At 73.4% G+C, this 16,567-nt stretch carries 16 protein-coding genes; 12 read left to right on the top strand and 4 right to left on the bottom strand.

What is annotated here, in order from left to right; genetic code table 11:
* Positions 1–9 precede the first annotated feature (9 nt).
* The 9 genes from Q7L73_RS07040 to metK all read left to right on the top strand — a co-directional run bounded on the left by Q7L73_RS07040 (position 10) and on the right by metK (position 8,625).
* The gene (locus tag Q7L73_RS07040) at positions 10–1,080 is read left to right on the top strand and encodes a prephenate dehydrogenase/arogenate dehydrogenase family protein (protein ID WP_304687480.1); all 1,071 of its coding nucleotides are present in this window, start codon (positions 10–12) and stop codon (positions 1,078–1,080) included.
* Positions 1,077–2,378, top strand: coding sequence for a 3-phosphoshikimate 1-carboxyvinyltransferase (gene aroA, locus Q7L73_RS07035; protein ID WP_304687473.1), 1,302 nt, complete (start codon positions 1,077–1,079; stop codon positions 2,376–2,378). The genes Q7L73_RS07040 and aroA overlap by 4 nt, the downstream gene beginning before the upstream one ends.
* Positions 2,378–2,995 carry a (d)CMP kinase gene (gene cmk, locus Q7L73_RS07030; RefSeq protein ID WP_304687472.1) on the top strand — a complete coding sequence of 206 codons (618 nt, stop codon included), beginning with the start codon at positions 2,378–2,380 and terminating at the stop codon, positions 2,993–2,995. Before aroA ends, cmk begins: the two co-directional genes overlap by 1 nt.
* A complete protein-coding gene (locus tag Q7L73_RS07025; protein WP_304687470.1) occupies positions 2,995–3,549 on the top strand; it encodes a hypothetical protein in 555 nt (184 codons plus the stop codon). Before cmk ends, Q7L73_RS07025 begins: the two co-directional genes overlap by 1 nt.
* A 28-nt stretch (positions 3,550–3,577) precedes the next feature.
* Positions 3,578–3,865: an AbrB/MazE/SpoVT family DNA-binding domain-containing protein gene (locus tag Q7L73_RS07020; protein ID WP_304687468.1), complete on the top strand. Its 288-nt coding sequence runs from the start codon at positions 3,578–3,580 to the stop codon at positions 3,863–3,865.
* A gap of 10 nt (positions 3,866–3,875) precedes the next feature.
* A complete protein-coding gene (locus Q7L73_RS07015) occupies positions 3,876–4,238 on the top strand; it encodes a type II toxin-antitoxin system VapC family toxin (RefSeq protein ID WP_304687465.1) in 363 nt (120 codons plus the stop codon).
* Positions 4,235–5,665, top strand: coding sequence for a ribosome biogenesis GTPase Der (gene der, locus Q7L73_RS07010; RefSeq protein ID WP_304687464.1), 1,431 nt, complete (start codon positions 4,235–4,237; stop codon positions 5,663–5,665). The genes Q7L73_RS07015 and der overlap by 4 nt, the downstream gene beginning before the upstream one ends.
* An 84-nt stretch (positions 5,666–5,749) precedes the next feature.
* Entirely contained in the window at positions 5,750–7,405 is a 1,656-nt protein-coding gene (locus Q7L73_RS07005) for a DUF3352 domain-containing protein (protein WP_304687460.1), read from the top strand.
* Entirely contained in the window at positions 7,402–8,625 is a 1,224-nt protein-coding gene (metK, locus tag Q7L73_RS07000) for a methionine adenosyltransferase (protein WP_304687455.1), read from the top strand. The genes Q7L73_RS07005 and metK overlap by 4 nt, the downstream gene beginning before the upstream one ends.
* A 1-nt stretch (position 8,626) precedes the next feature.
* Here the strand turns inward: metK and Q7L73_RS06995 are convergent, their stop codons facing one another.
* A complete protein-coding gene (locus tag Q7L73_RS06995) occupies positions 8,627–9,400 on the bottom strand; it encodes an alpha/beta fold hydrolase (RefSeq protein ID WP_304687452.1) in 774 nt (257 codons plus the stop codon).
* 63 nt (positions 9,401–9,463) lie between these two features.
* The gene (locus Q7L73_RS06990) at positions 9,464–9,991 is read right to left on the bottom strand and encodes a PH domain-containing protein (protein ID WP_304687451.1); all 528 of its coding nucleotides are present in this window, start codon (positions 9,989–9,991) and stop codon (positions 9,464–9,466) included.
* Positions 9,992–10,102: 111 nt separating this feature from the next.
* On the opposite strand from Q7L73_RS06990, the gene priA reads away from it, so the two are divergent.
* The 3 genes from priA to Q7L73_RS06975 are packed head-to-tail and all read left to right on the top strand — an operon-like array spanning position 10,103 to position 13,894.
* A complete protein-coding gene (gene priA / locus Q7L73_RS06985; protein WP_304687449.1) occupies positions 10,103–12,373 on the top strand; it encodes a primosomal protein N' in 2,271 nt (756 codons plus the stop codon).
* 23 nt (positions 12,374–12,396) lie between these two features.
* The gene (gene def / locus Q7L73_RS06980; protein WP_304687448.1) at positions 12,397–12,996 is read left to right on the top strand and encodes a peptide deformylase; all 600 of its coding nucleotides are present in this window, start codon (positions 12,397–12,399) and stop codon (positions 12,994–12,996) included.
* A 7-nt stretch (positions 12,997–13,003) separates the two neighbouring features.
* Positions 13,004–13,894, top strand: a complete 891-nt coding sequence (locus Q7L73_RS06975; protein WP_304687447.1) for a methionyl-tRNA formyltransferase — start codon at positions 13,004–13,006, stop codon at positions 13,892–13,894.
* Positions 13,895–13,943: 49 nt separating this feature from the next.
* Here the strand turns inward: Q7L73_RS06975 and Q7L73_RS06970 are convergent, their stop codons facing one another.
* Both Q7L73_RS06970 and Q7L73_RS06965 read right to left on the bottom strand, forming a co-directional pair.
* Positions 13,944–15,188 carry a cytochrome d ubiquinol oxidase subunit II gene (locus tag Q7L73_RS06970; protein WP_304687444.1) on the bottom strand — a complete coding sequence of 415 codons (1,245 nt, stop codon included), beginning with the start codon at positions 15,186–15,188 and terminating at the stop codon, positions 13,944–13,946.
* Positions 15,188–16,561: a cytochrome ubiquinol oxidase subunit I gene (locus Q7L73_RS06965; protein ID WP_304687443.1), complete on the bottom strand. Its 1,374-nt coding sequence runs from the start codon at positions 16,559–16,561 to the stop codon at positions 15,188–15,190. The genes Q7L73_RS06970 and Q7L73_RS06965 overlap by 1 nt, the downstream gene beginning before the upstream one ends.
* Positions 16,562–16,567 lie beyond the last annotated feature (6 nt).

The raw sequence follows: 16,567 nt of genomic DNA, 5'->3' as shown, positions 1-16,567 counted from the left end.
ACGAGCCGCTTGCGGATCACGATCGTCGGCGTGGGCCTGATCGGAGGGTCGATCGGGCTCGCGGCCCGCGAGCGGCTCGGCGCCGACGTCACCGGCTGGGACCCGAACCCGGCCGCGCTCGATACCGCCTGCGCGCGCGGCGCGCTCGACCGCGGCGCGGCCTCGCTGGAGGAGGCGGTGAACGCGGCCGAGGTCGTCTTCGCCGCCGCCCCCGTCGGCCAGCTGCCGGCGACCGTCGAGCGGGTGCTGGCGGCGATGCCGGCCGACTGCGTCGTGACCGACGTCGGCTCGACCAAGCGCTCCGTCGTCGCCGCGATCGACGATCCGCGCTTCGTCGGCGGCCACCCGCTCGCGGGCGCCGAGACGGCCGGCGTCGAGCACGCCCGCGGCGACCTGTTCCAGGACGCCGTCTGGTACCTGACGCCGACGCACGCGACGACCGGCACCGGCTTCGAGCGGCTCCACCGTCTGCTGCGCGGGCTCGGTGCGCTGCCGACGACGATCGACGCCGCCACGCACGACACGATGCTGGCGGCCGTCAGCCACCTGCCGCACGCGATCGCGAACGTGATGGTCGCGCAGGCGGCGCGCGCGCTGGAGGAGGAGTCCGAGCAGCTGCCCGCGACCGGCCCCAGCTTCCGCGACGCGACCCGCGTCGCCGGCGCCAACAGCGCGATCTGGACCGACATCTACCTCGCCAACCGCGACGCGCTGATCGAGCGGATCGACGACGCGACGCGCCGCCTGACAGAGTTCCGCAGGCTGCTGGAGGACGGCGACGCGAGCGCCGTCACGGCCTGGAACGACGGCGCGCGCGACGACCGCCGCCGGCTGCTGGAGGCGCAGCTGGCCGGCGGCCCGCTGCACGAGCTGCGCGCCTCCGTGCCGAACGAGCCGGGCGTGATCGCGCGCCTGGCGCTGGAACTGGGACGCGCGGGCGTCAACATCACCGACATGGCGCTGTATCCGGCGCCGAACCAAGCGGAGGGCGTCGTGGCACTGTGGATCGCAGGGGACGAACCGGCGGAGCGCGCGCTCGCGCTGATCGAGCAGCAGGGCTTCCCGGTGGCCGAGGCATGAGCACGGTCCGCTTCGATCCCGCCCCCGCCGGGCTGCAGGGCACGCTGCGCGTCCCGCCGGACAAGTCGATCTCGCACCGTTCGGCGATCTTCGGCGCGATCGCCTCGGGGTCGGTGCACGTCACCAACTACCTCGACGCCGCCGACACCAACTCGACGCTCGCCGCCGTCCAGGCGGTCGGCGCACGCGTCGAGCGGCTCGGCCCCGGCGAGCTGCGGATCCACGGCACCGGCCTGCAGGACCCGCGCCCGCCGGCCGGCCCGATCGACGTCGGCAACGCCGGCACGCTGATGCGGCTGCTGCCCGGCTGGCTCGCGGCGCGTCCCGGCACGAGCTGGACCTTCGACGGCGACAGCTCGATCCGCAGACGGCCGGTCGACCGGATCGCCGTGCCGCTGCGCGAGATGGGAGCGACGATCGACGCGACCGCCGAGCGCTTCCCGCCCTTCACCGTCCACGGCGCCGAGCTGCGCGGGATCGAGTACGTGCTGCCGGTCGCCTCCGCGCAGGTCAAGTCGTGCGTGCTGATCGCCGGCATGAGCACGAGCGAGACGACGGTCGTCGAGCCGAAGCCGAGCCGCGACCACACCGAGCGGATGCTCGCCGCCGCCGGCGTGCCGATCGAGCGCGACGGCGGGCGCGTGACCGTGCGCCGCGTCGAGCGGCTGGAGCTGGAGTCGATCGCCGTCCCCGGCGACCTCTCCAGCGCCGCCTTCTGGGTCGCCGCCGCCGTGCTCGTGCCCGGCTCGAGGATCGTGCTGGAGGACGTCAACGTCAACTGGACGCGGACCGGCTTCCTGCGGATCGTCGAGCGGATGGGCGGCCTCGTCAGCGGCGAGCTGGAGGAGCACGGCGCGTTCACGCCCGGCGAGCCGGTCTCGTCGCTGGAGATCTCCCACGGCCCGCTGCGCGGCACGACTGTGGCGCCGGAGGAGGTGCCGCTGGCGATCGACGAACTGCCATTGGTCGCGCTGCTCGGCTGCTTCGCCGAGGGCGAGACGGTCGTGACGGGCGCGCAGGAGCTGAAGGTGAAGGAGTCCGACCGCATTGCCACGGTTGTGGAGGGACTCCGTGGATTGGGCGCCGACATCGAGGCGACCGACGACGGCTTCGTCGTGCGCGGCACGGGCGGCCTGCGCGGCGGGTCGATCTCCTCCCACGGCGACCACCGCCTCGCGATGCTCGGCGCGATCGCCGGCCTCGCCTCGCGCGACGGGGTCGAGGTGCAGGAGATGGAGGCGGCCGCCGTCTCCTACCCGCGCTTCACCGAGGACCTCGCGACCCTGCTGGGGCGCTGATGGTCGTCGCGATCGACGGACCGGCCGGCGCCGGCAAGTCGACGGTCGCGCGCGCCGTCGCGGCCGCGCTCGGCTTCACCTACCTCGACACCGGCGCGATGTACCGCTGCGTCGGGCTGGCGGCGGAGCGGCGCGGGCTCGCGCCGGCGGCGGTCGCGGGGGAGATCGAGATCGAGCTGGGGGAGCGGGTGCTGCTCGACGGCGAGGACGTGACCGACGCGATCCGCACGCCCGCGGCCTCCGAGGGCGCCTCGCGGGCCGCCGCCGACCCGGCGGTGCGGACCGCGATGGTCGCGCAGCAGCAGCGGATCGTCGGCGCCGGCGACTGGGTCGCCGAGGGCCGCGACATCGGCACCGTCGTCGCGCCCGACGCGGCCGTCAAGGTCTTCCTGACCGCCAGCGCCGAGGAGCGCGCCCGCCGCCGCGCCGAGCAGATCGGCGCCGACGTGCGGACCGTCCTGGCCGAGCAGCAGATCCGCGACGAGCGCGACTCGACGCGCGCGGTCGCACCGCTGGCCGCCGCCGCCGACGCGGTCGAACTCGACACGACGGGCCTGAAGTTGGAGGATGTGGTCGCGCGGGTCACCGCGCTCGTCAACGACCGCCAGGAGTCGTGATGCGCCGAACCGCCGCACTCATCACCGCCGTCACCGCCTCCGCCGCGCTGACCGCGACCGCCGTCGCCCCGCTCGCCGCCTCCGCGGCGGCGTCGAGAGCGGCGATCCGCAGATTCGCGCTCGCGAGAGGGCTGAGACGCCAGATCGCCGCGATCGAGCGCCACACGACCGTGCCCGTGCTGCTGCCCGACGAGGTCCTGATCGACGTCCCCAACGGCCACGGGATCGAGCAGAAGTGGTCGGCCAACAGGCCCGGCTGGCAGATCTCGCTCGGCATCGGCCCCCGCTGCGGCGGCGCCAACGCCTGCTTCGTCGGCCAGTTCACCGGCACCCGCGGCGGCAGACTGGCGTTCAGAAGCCGCGTCAGACTGCACGGCGGCGTGATCGGCCGCTACAAGCCCTCCACCTGCGGGGCCTCCTGCTCGCCGCCGGAGATCCAGTGGAAGCTCAGAGACGTCCTCTACGACGTCCAGTTCCGCGCCGCCGGCAGCGGCACCGACAAGCAGAAGCTCGTCGCGATCGCCAACAGCGCCCTCGCCGCCGGCCCGCGCTAGCGGGGCTTCTGCGGTTATACTCGCCGGTATGACTTACAAGGTGGGACCGAAGGGACAGGTCGTCCTGCCGAAAGCCGTGCGCGAACGCCTCGGGATCCATCCCGGCGACGAGGTGCACGTCGAGGAGGCCGACGGCGAGATCCGCATCCGCCGCGCCGACCCTGTCTTCGTCGAGTTGCGCGGCCTGCTGCGCGACGACGGCGATCCGGTTCCGCTGACGCGCGCCGTCGAGGCCGAGCACCGCTGGGAGATCGCGCACGACGCGCTCCGCGAGGCGGAACTGGAGATTCGCGATGCTGCGCGCCACGCTCGATAGCTGGGCGTTGATGGCGCTGCTCGACGACGAGCCCGCCGCGACCCGTGTCGCCGCCGTCATCGACGACGGAGCGGCCGTCATGTCGTGGATCAACCTCGGCGAGGTCTACTACCAGACGATGCGCCGCCGCGGCGAGCCGCAGGCGCGGGTGGCGATCGAGGCGATCCAGCGCCGCGTGCGCGTCGAGACGCCGGACCCGCCGCTCGTGATGGCAGCCGCCGAGATCAAGGCCGGCGGCGGTCTCTCCTATGCTGATGCGTTCTGCGTCGCGACCGCGCGGCGTCACAGAACCGCCATCTACACCGGTGACCCGGAGATCGTCCGCATGGACGCGCCCGGCATCGAAGTGATCGATCTGAGGAGCACCGTATGAAGGTCGCCGTCGTCGGCTACCCCAACGTCGGCAAGTCGTCGCTGGTCAACCGCCTCACGCAGACGCGCGAGGCGGTCGTGCACGAGCGGCCCGGCGTCACGCGCGACCGCAAGGAGCTCCCGACGGAGTGGAACGGGCGCAGATTCATCCTGATCGACACCGGCGGCGTCGACCTCGACGACCGCAACGAGATGCAGCGGTCGATCCAGGAGCAGGCGAGAGCCGCGCTCGCCGACGCGCAGCTGGCGCTGTTCGTCGTCGACGCGCAGTCCGGCATCCGCCCCGGCGACGAGGAGATGGCCGACCTGCTGCGGCGCGGCAGAGTTCCGGTGATCCTCGCTGCCAACAAGATCGACTCCGTCAAGGACCTCGTGCTCGCGGCCGAGTTCTACGCGCTCGGCTTCGGCGAGCCGACGGCGGTCTCGGCCGTCCAGGGCCTCGGCACCGGCGACCTGCTCGACCGCGTCGTCGAGCACCTGCCCGACGAGGACGATCTGCAGGAGGACGAGGACCTCGTCCGGCTCGCGCTGATCGGCCGCCCGAACGTCGGCAAGTCGAGCATCGTCAACAAGATCCTCGGCAACGACCGCGTGATCGTCTCCGACGTCGCCGGCACCACGCGCGACGCGATCGACCTGCCGTTCACGTTCGAGGACCGCAGACTGATCCTCGTCGACACCGCCGGCATGCGCCGCCAGGCGAAGGTCGGCGACTCGGTCGAGTACTACACCGCGCTGCGCTCGCGGCGCGCCGCCGAGCGGGCCGACGTGGCGCTCGTCGTCTGCGACGCGCAGGAGGGCGTCACCGCGCAGGACCTGCGGATCGCCGAGCTGGCGATGCAGTCGGGCTGCGCGACCGCGCTGGTGCTGAACAAGTGGGACCTGACCGGCGGCGAGGACGAGCCTGAGTTCGACCTCGACCACGAGCGCGCCCGCGTCAACCAGAAGCTGCGGCTGCGCCCGCGCGTGCTGACGACCAGCGCGCTCACCGGCCGTCACATCCACCGCCTGCTGACGGAGGCGGTCGCGCTCGCCGACCGCACCTCCGGCCGCATCCCGACGCCGCAGCTGAACCGCTTCCTCTCCGACATCCAGGAGATCCGTCAGCCGCCGGCGAAGCAGAACCACCGCCTCAAGCTGATCTACATGACGCAGACGAGCGAGCGGCCGCCGCGCTTCTCGATCCAGATCAACTCGCGCAACCGCGTTACGCGCGACTACGCCTACTTCATCGAGAACCGCCTCCGCGAGCGCTACCGGATGGAGGGGATCCCGCTGATCATCGACTTCGTCGAGCGGCGCGAGCGGCGCGGCGAGAGACAGGGCCGCCCGGCCCGCGGCGAGAGCCGGCGCGACCGCGCCAGAGCCCGCGAGGAAGCGGCCGGCGGCACCTTCGACGCGCTCGACGGCGACGACTCGTTCGCCTGACGCAGTCGCCGACGCCGCCTCCCGACGGCCGCCGCGCGGCGGGCTGACGCGGCGCGCCGCGCCGTCTGGCAGACTCGCCGGCCGATGGGCACCGCGAGGAGCAGAGCACCCGCCGGGCCGCCGCGCACGGCGGCGCCGCGGCGGCAGGCCAGACGCCCGCTCCCGCCGGTCCTGCGCGACTGGCGCGCCGGCGCCGGCCTGCTCGCGCTGATCGTCGCCGTCGTGCTGGCGGTCGTGCTGCTCGGCGGCGGCTCCGACGGCGGCGGCCCCGCCGCCGATCGCGCCGCGCAGCTCGCGCCGGCCGACGCGCTCGCCTGGGTCCACCTCTCGACCGACGGCGACCGCGAGGCCGTCCAGCAGGCACTGACGCTCGCCGGCCGCGCCGGCCTCGACAGCACGCTCGGCGAGCTGGCCGGCGGCCTGCTCGGCAGCGGCGGCGGCCAGCCGGTCGACTTCGCCCGCGACGTGCGGCCGTGGCTCGGCGACGAGGCGGCGCTGGCCTTCACCCAGAGCGGCAGAGGCACGGCCGGTTCGCTGCTGCTGCTCGCGGTCGCCGACGAGGACGGCGCGCGCCGCTTCCTCTCGCGCACCGCCGGCCCGGCCAGACGCGGCAGCTATCGCGGCCACACCGTCTCCAGCTACGGCAACGGCACCGTCGCCGCCTTCGCCGACGGGTTCCTGCTCGTCGGCCAGCAGGCGACCGTCCGCGGCGCGCTCGACCGCGTCGAGGGCGTCAGAGGCGCCAGAACGCTCGCCGACGATCCCGCCTACCGCCGCGCGACCGCCGGCCAGCCCGCCGACCGCGCGCTCGACGCCTATGCGACCGTCGCCGGCGTGCGGCTGCTGCTGGCGCCGCGCAGCGGCCCGCTCGGTCTGCTCGGCGCGCTGCTGGACCAGCCGTCGCTGCGCGCCGTCGCGCTGACGGTCAGCGCGGCCGGCACGAGCATGAGAGTCCGCATCCGCTCCGATCTCGATCCCAGCAGCCGCGTCAGACCGGCGACCTTCGCGCCGACGCTGATGAAGGCGCTCCCACGCGCCACGATCGGCTACCTCGGCTTCCCCGGCCTCGCGAAGGCGGCGCCGCTGCTGCTGAGCCTCGGCGGCGTCGGCGGCGGCAGCGCGACCGAGACGCTGAGACTGGTCCAGGCGGCGGAGAGAACGCTGAGAGCGCAGGGCGTCGACTTCGGCAGAGACCTGCTGCCGCTGCTCGGCGGCGAGGTCGCCGTCGCGATCGTGCCGGTCGGCAGAACGCCGTCGCTGGTGCTGCTGGCGAAGGTCCGCGACGAGGCCGCCGGCGCGGCCGGGCTGCGCAGACTCGAGCCGGCGCTGGCGAGATTGTTCGCGACGGCGGACGGCGCCGCGCCCGCCTTCGCCGACGCCCCGGTCGGCGGGATCGCCGCGCGCAGACTCGACGCGGGCGGCGGCGTGGAGCTCGACTACGCCCTTGCAGACGGCATGCTGGCGCTCTCCACGGGCGCCGCGCCGCTCGCAGCCGTCCTGAGACCGCAGGGGTCGATTGACGAGAATCCGGATTACAAGGCGGTAATCCCTGATTCCCAATCAGAGTTGACCTCGATAGTCTTCTTTGACTTCAGCCAGCTTCTCACCTTCTTCGAGCCGCTGGGACTGACCGCGGATTCGGGCCTCGGCGCGGATCTGCAGCGCGTACGCGCAGTCGGTCTCACCTCGACGGGCGAGAAGGCACAATCGACCGCGGAGCTGACGTTCGAGATCCCATGAGCACCTTTAGCGACAACGAGTTCCTGTTCACGTCGGAGTCCGTGACGGAAGGTCACCCGGACAAGATCGCCGACCAGATCTCCGACGGGGTCCTGGACGCCGTCCTCAAGGACGACCCCTACGGCCGCGTGGCGTGCGAGACGCTCGTGAACACGGGCCTCGTCGTGGTCTCGGGTGAGATCTCGACCTCCACCTACGTCGACATCCAGGAGATCGCCCGCGAGACGATCCGGAAGATCGGCTACGTCGACGGCAACCTCGGCTTCAGCGCCGACTCCGTCGCCGTCCTCAACGCGATCGACAGACAGTCGGCTGACATCGCCCAGGGCGTCGACCAGGCCTACGAGACCCGCACCGACCCGGCCGACGACGACAAGCTCGACGTCGCCGGCGCCGGCGACCAGGGCATGATGTTCGGCTACGCCACGCGCGAGACCGACGAGCTGATGCCGCTGCCGATCGCGCTGGCGCACAAGCTCGCCAAGCGCCTCGCGGACGTCCGCAAGGACGACACGCTCAACTACCTGCGCCCGGACGGCAAGACGCAGGTCTCCGTCCGCTACCGCGACGGCAAGCCGGTCGAGATCGAGAAGCTGCTGATCTCGACCCAGCACGCCGAGGGCGCCGAGTCGCTGATCCCGGACGACCTCTGGGAGCACGTCGTGCTGCCGGTGCTGCCGAAGGACCTGTTCGACGCGGGCAAGCTGCGCGGCGAGTTCCTCGTCAACCCGACCGGTCGCTTCGTGATCGGCGGCCCGGTCGGCGACGCCGGCCTCACCGGCCGCAAGATCATCGTCGACACCTACGGCGGCGCTGCCCGCCACGGCGGCGGCGCCTTCTCGGGCAAGGATCCGTCGAAGGTCGACCGCTCGGCCGCGTACGCCGCCCGCTACGTCGCCAAGAACGTCGTCGCCGCCGGCCTCGCCGACCGCGCCGAGGTCCAGGTCGCGTACGCGATCGGCGTCGCCCACCCGGTCTCGGTGATGGTCGAGACGTTCGGCACCGAGAAGATCGGCCGCGCGAAGATCGAGCAGCTCGTGCGCGAGCACTTCGACCTCCGTCCGGGCGCCTTCCGCGAGTACCTCGACCTCCACCGTCCGGTGTACCAGAAGACGGCTGCCTACGGTCACTTCGGCCGCGAGGACGCCGACTTCACGTGGGAGAAGACGGACAAGGCCGACGCCCTCCGCGACGCCGCCGGCATCAGCGCCGCCGCGTAGCTCAGGCGCGAGGAAGCATCCCGTCGAGCAGTCCGAGCAGGTGCTCGGGCTGCTCGAGCGGCAGCATGTGGCCGCAGTCGGCCACCAGCTCGAAGCGGCCTGAGGGCGCCAGCGCGGCCGCCTCACGGGCCAGCTCGGGCGTCGCGACGCCGTCGCGCTCGCAGGCGATGACGGTCACCGGTGCGGCTATCTCGGCCATCCGCTGCTGGCCGTCATACGAAGCGATCATCCGCAGGGCGGTCGCGTAGGCGGCGGCGTCGGCACGCGCCAGCGTCGCGCGCACGTAGTCGATCGCGGCGCCGCCGGCGGCGACGTGGCCGGCGCCGAGCCAGCGCTCCATCAGACCCTCCGCCAGCGGCTCGATGCCGTCGGCCTCGACTCTGGCCGCGACCTGCTCGAACGGCGGGAACGGCGCCAGCCGGCCGCAGACGATCGTCAGCGACGCGAGCCGCTCCGGCAGCTCGAGCGCGAACGTCTGCGCGACCTGCGCGCCGAAGGAGTGGCCGACGACGTGCGCGCGCTCGATCGCGAGCAGGTCCAGCAGACGGCCGAGGTCGGCCGCCAGCAGCGCGTAGTCGGGCGGCAGCGGCGTCGGCGCGGCGCTGCCGTGACCGCGCAGGTCGTAGGCGAGCACGCGCCGGCCGGCCTGCGCCAGCGCCGGCGCGATCAGGCGCCAGCTGCCGGCGTCCAGCGGCGTGCCGTGGACGAGCACGACCGCCGGCCCGTCGCCGCGGTCGTGGACGGCCGTCTCGTAGCCGATCTGCGCGCTGCGCACGAGGATCCCTGCGTCGCGTCCGTGCCGCCCGCGCCCGCGCGCCGGGCGGCCGCGGCGCTCGCGCTAGAGCCCGCCGCCGATGGTCGGGTCGTCGTTCTCGCGGGCGCCGCGCGACTCGCGGTCGCGATGCGCTCTGTCGACCGCGCGCACGACCTGGTCGGGATTGGCGACGCCGCGGAAGGTGAAGTCGGAGTCGTCGGAGCCGGCGGTGTCGAAGTCGACCTGGCCGACGCGCAGGAGGCGATCGAGCAGCGTCTGGTCGGTGTTGACGTTCTGGACGCGCTCGACGCGGGTCTGCTGCATGTGCTTCGCGAGTATCCCGCGCTCGATCGTCAGGCGCTGGTTGGTGATCGTGTACGTCGTCGAGAAGCGGAAGAGGAAGCCCGCGAGGATCACGAGCGCCATCACGACGACGAAGACGGCGATCACGACCCCGACCGAGAATCCGCTCCCGATCGCCGTGACGGCTGCGGCGATCGCCGCGCCGATCAGCGCGATGACCGCGCCGCGCACGTAGAAGCTGAGCGTCCCCCGCCACGACGGGTGCCCGGCGAAGATGACGTGCTCTTCCTGATGGAGCTCGAGTGCCATAGAGCGGGAGCGTACTGCCCCAGGCGGCGGTCGATCGCGCTTTCATCACGGGCGTCTACCTTGAGCGGCGTGCTGCTGTTCTCCCGCCCGCGCGCGTAGGGTCCTGCTCCCGTGCCGCCGATCGCCCGCATCGAGCCGTTGACGACGGCGCGCGCCCTGCGCGGACCGTTCGACTACCTGCTGCCGCCGGAGCTGTCCGACGTCGAGGCGGGGGCGGTGCTGGTGGTGCCGTTCGGCGGGCGCGACGTCGTCGGCGTCGTCGTCGAGCGGACCGAGACGACCGACGTGCCGGCCGAGAAGCTCGCGCAGCCGCGCTCAGCGTCGGGGCCCGGGGTCCCGGCCGAGCTGGTCTCGCTGGCGCACTGGATCGCCGAGGAGTACTGCTCGACGCCGGCGCGCGCGCTCGGGCTCGTGCTGCCGCCCGGCGCCGGCCGCGCGACGAGACCGCGCGTCTCCAGCCGCACCGCGCTCGTCGCCGAGCTGACGGCGAGCGGGCGGCTGGCGCTCGCGCTCGCGGCCGAAGGCGCGCCGCTGCCGGGCGAGCCGGCGCCGGGTGCGTCCGGCAGCGGCGCGGCGACGACCGCCAAGCCGGTCAGGCTCACGCCCAAGCAGCACACGATCCTCTCGACGCTGCAGACGGCGGGGCCGCTGCCGGCCGCCCAGACCGGCGCCGACCACGGCACGCTCAGACGGCTCGCCGAGCGCGGGCTGCTGCTGCTGGAGCGACGCGAGCAGCGGCGGCGGCCGGTCCACGCTGCGATCGGCCAGCGCGCCAGCGCCACGCCGCCGCGCCTCACCGCCGAGCAGGAGCGCGCGCTGGAGCCGCTGATCGCCGCGCTGGAGGCGCCCGACGGGACGCTCAACCCGGCCGACCGCCGCTTCCTGCTGCACGGCGTCACCGGCTCCGGCAAGACCGAGGTCTACCTGCAGGCGGCCGCCGCGGCGCTGCAGACCGGCAGAAGCGTGATCGTGCTCGTGCCGGAGATCGCGCTCGCGCCGCAGACCGTCGCGCGCTTCGAGGCGCGCTTCGGCGACACCGTCGCGGTGCTCCACTCGCAGCTCGGCCAGGGCGAGCGCTACGACGAGTGGATGCGGCTGCGGCGCGGCGAGGCGCGGATCGCCGTCGGGCCGCGCTCGGCCGTCTTCGCGCCGCTGGAGCAGGTCGGGCTGGTGATCGTCGACGAGGAGCACGAGTCGGCCTACAAGCACGAGGGCGACCCGCGCTACGACGCCCGCCGCGTCGCCGCCCGCCGCGCTCACGACGCCGGCGCCGTGCTGCTGAGCGGCTCCGCGACGCCCCGGCCGGAGTCGGTCCACGCGCTGCGGCGGCTGCGGATCTCCAGACGCGTGGACGGCCGTCCACTGCCGCCGGTCGAGATCCTCGACATGCGCGACGCCAAGCATCCGCTGCACCCGGTCACGCGCGAGGCGCTCGGCGACGTGCGGCGCGCGGGCCGTAAGGCGATCGTGCTCGTCAACCGCCGCGGCTGGTCGAACTTCCTCTCCTGCCGCTCCTGCGGCAAGGTCTGGCAGTGCCCGCAGTGCGATGTCGCGCTCGTGCTCCACCGCAGCCAGCGTGCGGTCACCTGCCACCACTGCGGCCACGCCGAGCGGGTGCCGTCGAGCTGCCCCGACTGCGGCTCGGTCACGCTCGCGCGCCACGGCGCCGGCACCGAGCGGATCGAGCAGGAGCTGATCGAGGCGATCGGCGACCCGCAGTTCCCGGTCTTCCGCCTCGACGCCGACACGACCGCGACGAAGGGCGCGATCGCGAAGGCGCTGGGCAGGTTCGACGCCGCCCCGGCCGGCGTGCTCGTCGGCACGCAGATCGTCGCCAAGGGCCACGACTTCCCCGACGTGACGCTCGGGGTCGTGCTCGACGCCGACCAGACGCTGCGCTTCCCCGACTTCCGCGCCGACGAGCGGACCTTCTCGCTGATCGCCCAGCTCGCCGGCCGCGCCGGCCGCGGCCAGCACGGCGAGGGGCGCGTGCTGGTGCAGACGCTGGCGCCGGAGGAGCGCGCGATCGTCGCCGCCGCCGAGCACGACAGCGACGGCTTCGTCGCGGGCGAGCTGCAGCGGCGCGAGCTGCTGCGCTATCCGCCGTTCGCCTCGCTGATCAGGGTCGTCTGCTCGGCCGAGCAGCTGAGCGACGCGCACGCCGCCGCCGACGCCGTCGCGAGACTGATCGACGCGCCCGGCGCGCAGGTGCTCGGCCCCGCGCCGCTGTTCAGGCTGCGCGGCAGAGAGCGCAGCCAGCTGGTCGTCAAGGCGACGCAGCGGCGCGCGGCGGTGCAGTCGGTCGCGGCGGCGGTCGACGCGGTCGCGAGAACCGCGATCGGCCGCCGCGTCAGCCTCTCCGCCGACGTCGATCCGCAATGACCGCTCTACACTCCAGCAGCGATATGGCCGAGCGAGACGACAGCGACAACGAGACCGAGATCGGCGAGGCCCCGCGCCTCGACCCCGAGACAGCCGCCCGCCGCAACGAGGCGATCAGATACGTGCGCCAGTTCGGCGATCCCGTGCTGAAGAGCAAGGCGATGGTCGTGACGCAGTTCGACGACGACCTGCGCGCCCAGATCGAGGGGATGGGCGAGATCATGAACGACTCGCTCGGGATCGGCCTGGCGGCGACGCAGCTCGGCAAGCTCAACCGCGTGCTCGTCTATCGCGTCGAGCAGGACTCGCCGGTGATAGCGCTCGTGAATCCGCAGCTGGAGTGGTCCGGGGAGGAGCTGGAGACGGTCGAGGAGGGCTGCCTCAGCCTCCAGGGCGTGCTGGTCGAGGTCGAGCGCCCCGTCAACGTGCGCGTCAGCGCGCAGGACGAGCAGGGCGAGCGGATCACGGTCGAGGCGAGCGGCCTCGAGGCGCGCGTGATCCAGCACGAGATGGACCACCTCGACGGCGTCCTGATCCTCGACCGCACCTCGCGCTCGGAGCGCAAGCAGGCGATGAAGATCCTGCGCGAGCGCGAGCGGGCCGCCGAGGACGCGGTCGCGTAGGGCTGCCTTGCGCACCGTCTACCTCGGCACCTCCGACTTCGCCGCCGCGATCCTGCGGCGGCTCGCCGACAGCCCCCACCGCCCGCAGCTCGTCGTGACGCGGCCCGACCGCCCGAAGGGGCGCGGCCGCAGGCTGCAGTCGCCGCCGGTCGCCGACGCGGCGCGCGAGCTGGGGATCGAGCTGGACCAGCCGGCCGACGTCAACGGCGAGGAGGCGCGCGCCCGCATCTCGGCGGCCGAGCCCGGCGCCGTGATCGTCTGCGCCTTCGGCGCGCTGATCAAGGAGCCGCTGCTGAGCGAGCACGAGATCGTCAACGTGCATCCGTCGCTGCTGCCGCGCTGGCGCGGGGCGGCCCCGCTGGAGCGGGCGATCATGGCCGGCGACGCGGAGACCGGCGTCGCGATCATGCAGCTCACCGCCGGGCTCGACTCCGGCCCCGTCGCGCTCGTCGAACGCGCGCCGATCGGCCCGCGCGACGACTACGGCGCGCTCGCCGCGCGGCTGGAGACGATCGGCGGCGAGCTGCTCGTGCGCGCGCTCAGCGAGCGCCCGCCGTACGTCGAGCAGACCGAGGAGGGTCTCACCTACGCCGAGAAGATCGGCCCCGAGGACCGCACGCTCGATCCGGCGCGCGACGACGCCGCCCAGCTCGACCGCACGATCCGCGCGCTGCACCCGCACATCGGCACGCGCCTGCCGCTGGGGGACGAGTTCCTCGGCGTCCTCAGCGCCCAGCCGGCCGACGGCGCCGCGCTGGCGCCCGGCGCGCTGGAGGGACAGGAGGGCCGCCTGCTGCTCGGCGCCGCCGGCGGAACGGTGCTGGAGCTGCTGACCGTCCAACCGCCCGGCAAGAGAGCGATGGCGGCTGCCGACTACCTGCGCGGGCGCGCGCTCTAGCCGATCCCCGTGAATCTGCTGGTCCAGGAGACCAGCAACTTCACGGGGATCAGTCGCTCGGCACCGCTGCGCGGAAGCCGAGCAGCGCGGAGGCGAACAGGCAGGGGACGCCGATCGCGTGCGCCCAGCCGGCGTTCGCGACCGTCAGGAAGGCGAAGCCGAGCACGGCGAAGGCGATCGCCCCGCGCGCCAGCAGGCCGTTGCGGGCGGCGCTGAGCGCGTGGACCGGCGTCGGCCACTCGTCGGTCAGGCCGGCGCCTCCGCCAGACGCGCCCGCAGGAGCGTCGCCGCCGTGCCCGAGCGACCCGCGCAGCGTCAGCGTGAACAGCAGCCCCAGCGACGGCGCCAGCACGACCAGGCCGGCCAGCACGGCCGCGACGACGGCGATCAGCGTGTCGTCGCCGGCGGCGGCCTGCTCGACGGTCATCGCGCCCGGCAGCAGCTCCGGCGACTGCGCGATCGCCCAGCCGGCGACGATCGCCGCGACCGCCACCGCCGCGCTGTAGCGCGAGTACTCGTAGCTGCGCGCCCGCACCAGCAGCAGCGTGCCGAGGCCGGCCAGCGCGCTGACGATCACGGCCGCCAGGCCGGCGCCGGACAGCAGCGCGTCGAACAGCGTGCGCGTGTCGTCGCGCAGGACCACGAGCGCGCCGGCGGCCATCCCGCCCGCGACGAGGCCGGCGACCAGCGCGCGCAGGCGGAAGGCCCGCTCCATCTCCGCGTCGCCGCGGCGGACGGCGTCTGCGGCGAGGTAGACGGCCGCCAGGTAGGCCGACAGCGCGACCGCCAGCAGGCCGATCGTGACCGAGGTCGGGTTGAGCCAGCTCGACCACTGGTCGCCGGCCGCGTTGCCGACCGGCACGCGGCCGGAGGCGATGCCGCCGACGACGGTGCCGAGCGCGAACGGCGTCAGGATCGAGGCGACGGCGAAGACGCTGTCGATCACGCGCAGCTCGCGCGCCTGCGCGGTGCCGGCCCGGAGCGCGTAGGCGGCGCCGCGGAAGACGATCCCGAGCGCCGCCACGAACAGCGGGATCGAGAGGGTGGAGGCGATCGACGCGAACGCCTCCGGATAGCAGGTCCACATCACCACGAGCACGAAGATGAGCCAGACGTGGTTCGCCTCCCAGACCGGCGCCATCGACTCGTGGGCGTGCTCGCGGACACGTCGGCCGTGCTCGCCGCGGCCGGCGACCAGCTGCCAGAAGCCGGCGCCGAAGTCGGCCCCGGCGAGCACGACATAGAGCACCATCCCGATCAGCGCGAACAGCAGCGGCACGGCGTAGAGGTGCATCAGGTCAGCACCTCGGCGTCGTCGTGCAGCGGCATCTTCGACAGCCGCCGCAGGATCCACGCGAGCGCGGCCAGCAGCCCCACGTAGACGAGCGCCAGCAGCCCGTAGCCGACCGGGACGCCGCCGGCGCCGGTGACGGCCGCGTCGACGCGCATCACCTCGTAGACGATCCACGGCTGGCGGCCGACCTCGGTCACGACCCAGCCGCAGATCAGCGCGACGACCGCGCCCGGCCCGGCGAGCACGAGCGCGCGGTCGAACCAGACCGACTCGGGCAATCGCTTCTTGCGCCAGCGGAAGAACAGCACGAGCGCGGCCAGCGCCGCGAGGCCGGTGCCGATCCCGACCATCCCCTGGAAGGCGAAGCGGACGGTGTTGATCGGGCCGGGACGGTCGTCGGGCGGGACCGCGTCGAGCCCTCTGACGGTCGCGTTCGGGTCGTGGTAGGAGAGGAACGACAGCAGCTTCGGTATCGAGATCCCCCATCTGATCTCGCCGGTGTCCTTGTCGTACCAGCCGAGTATGTGCTCGGGCGCGCCCTTCGTCGTCTCCTGCAGACCCTCCAGCGCGGCCAGCTTCACCGGCTGGTGCGAGGCGACCTCGCGCGCCGCCCAGTCGCCGACGAGCAGCTGCACCGGCGCCGCGACCGCCGCGACCGTCAGCGGGATCGTCAGCGCGATCCGCTCGTAGCGGCCCCATCTGCCTCTCAGCTTGCCCCACGCGTAGGCGCCGGCGAGCAGGAAGCCGACGACGATGTACGCGGCGACGTACATGTGGATCAGCTCGTGCCAGAAGAACGTGTTGCCGAACAGCGCCGCCCACGGGCGCACGTTCTCGATCTGGCCGCCTGCGAGGTCGAAGCCGCCCGGGTGGTTCATCCAGCCGTTGACGGCGATCACCATCGCCGCGCCGAGCATGCCGGTGAGGACGATCGGGATGCCGCTGAGGAAGTGATGGCGCGGCTTCATGCGATCCCAGCCGTAGACGTAGATCGCGATGAAGATCGCCTCGAGGAAGAAGGCGAAGCCCTCGATCGCGAAGCCGAGCCCGAAGACGTCGCCGAACGAGCCCATGAAGTTCGGCCACAGCATCCCCAGCTCGAAGCTGAGGATCGTGCCGGTGACGACTCCGACGGCGAACAGCGCGACCATGATCCGCGACCAGCGGCGGGCGATTCTGCGGTAGACCGGATCGCCCGTGCGCAGGTGCAGCCACTCGACGAACAGGATCAGCGCGGGGAAGGCGACGCCGAAGCAGGTCAGCGGGATGTGGACGGCGAACGACATCGCCTGCATCTGGCGCGCCTGGTCGAGGTGGTCCTGCTCGACCGGGGTCAGCTGGACGGCGGCGGTGATCGTCTCCAGAAGGGCCACTGGCGG

The sequence above is a fragment of the Conexibacter sp. CPCC 205762 genome (assembly GCF_030646155.1).
GTDB lineage: Bacteria > Actinomycetota > Thermoleophilia > Solirubrobacterales > Solirubrobacteraceae > Conexibacter.
The sequence above is the reverse complement of the archived record's forward strand: the minus strand, read 5'-3'. Positions and strand labels throughout refer to the sequence as shown.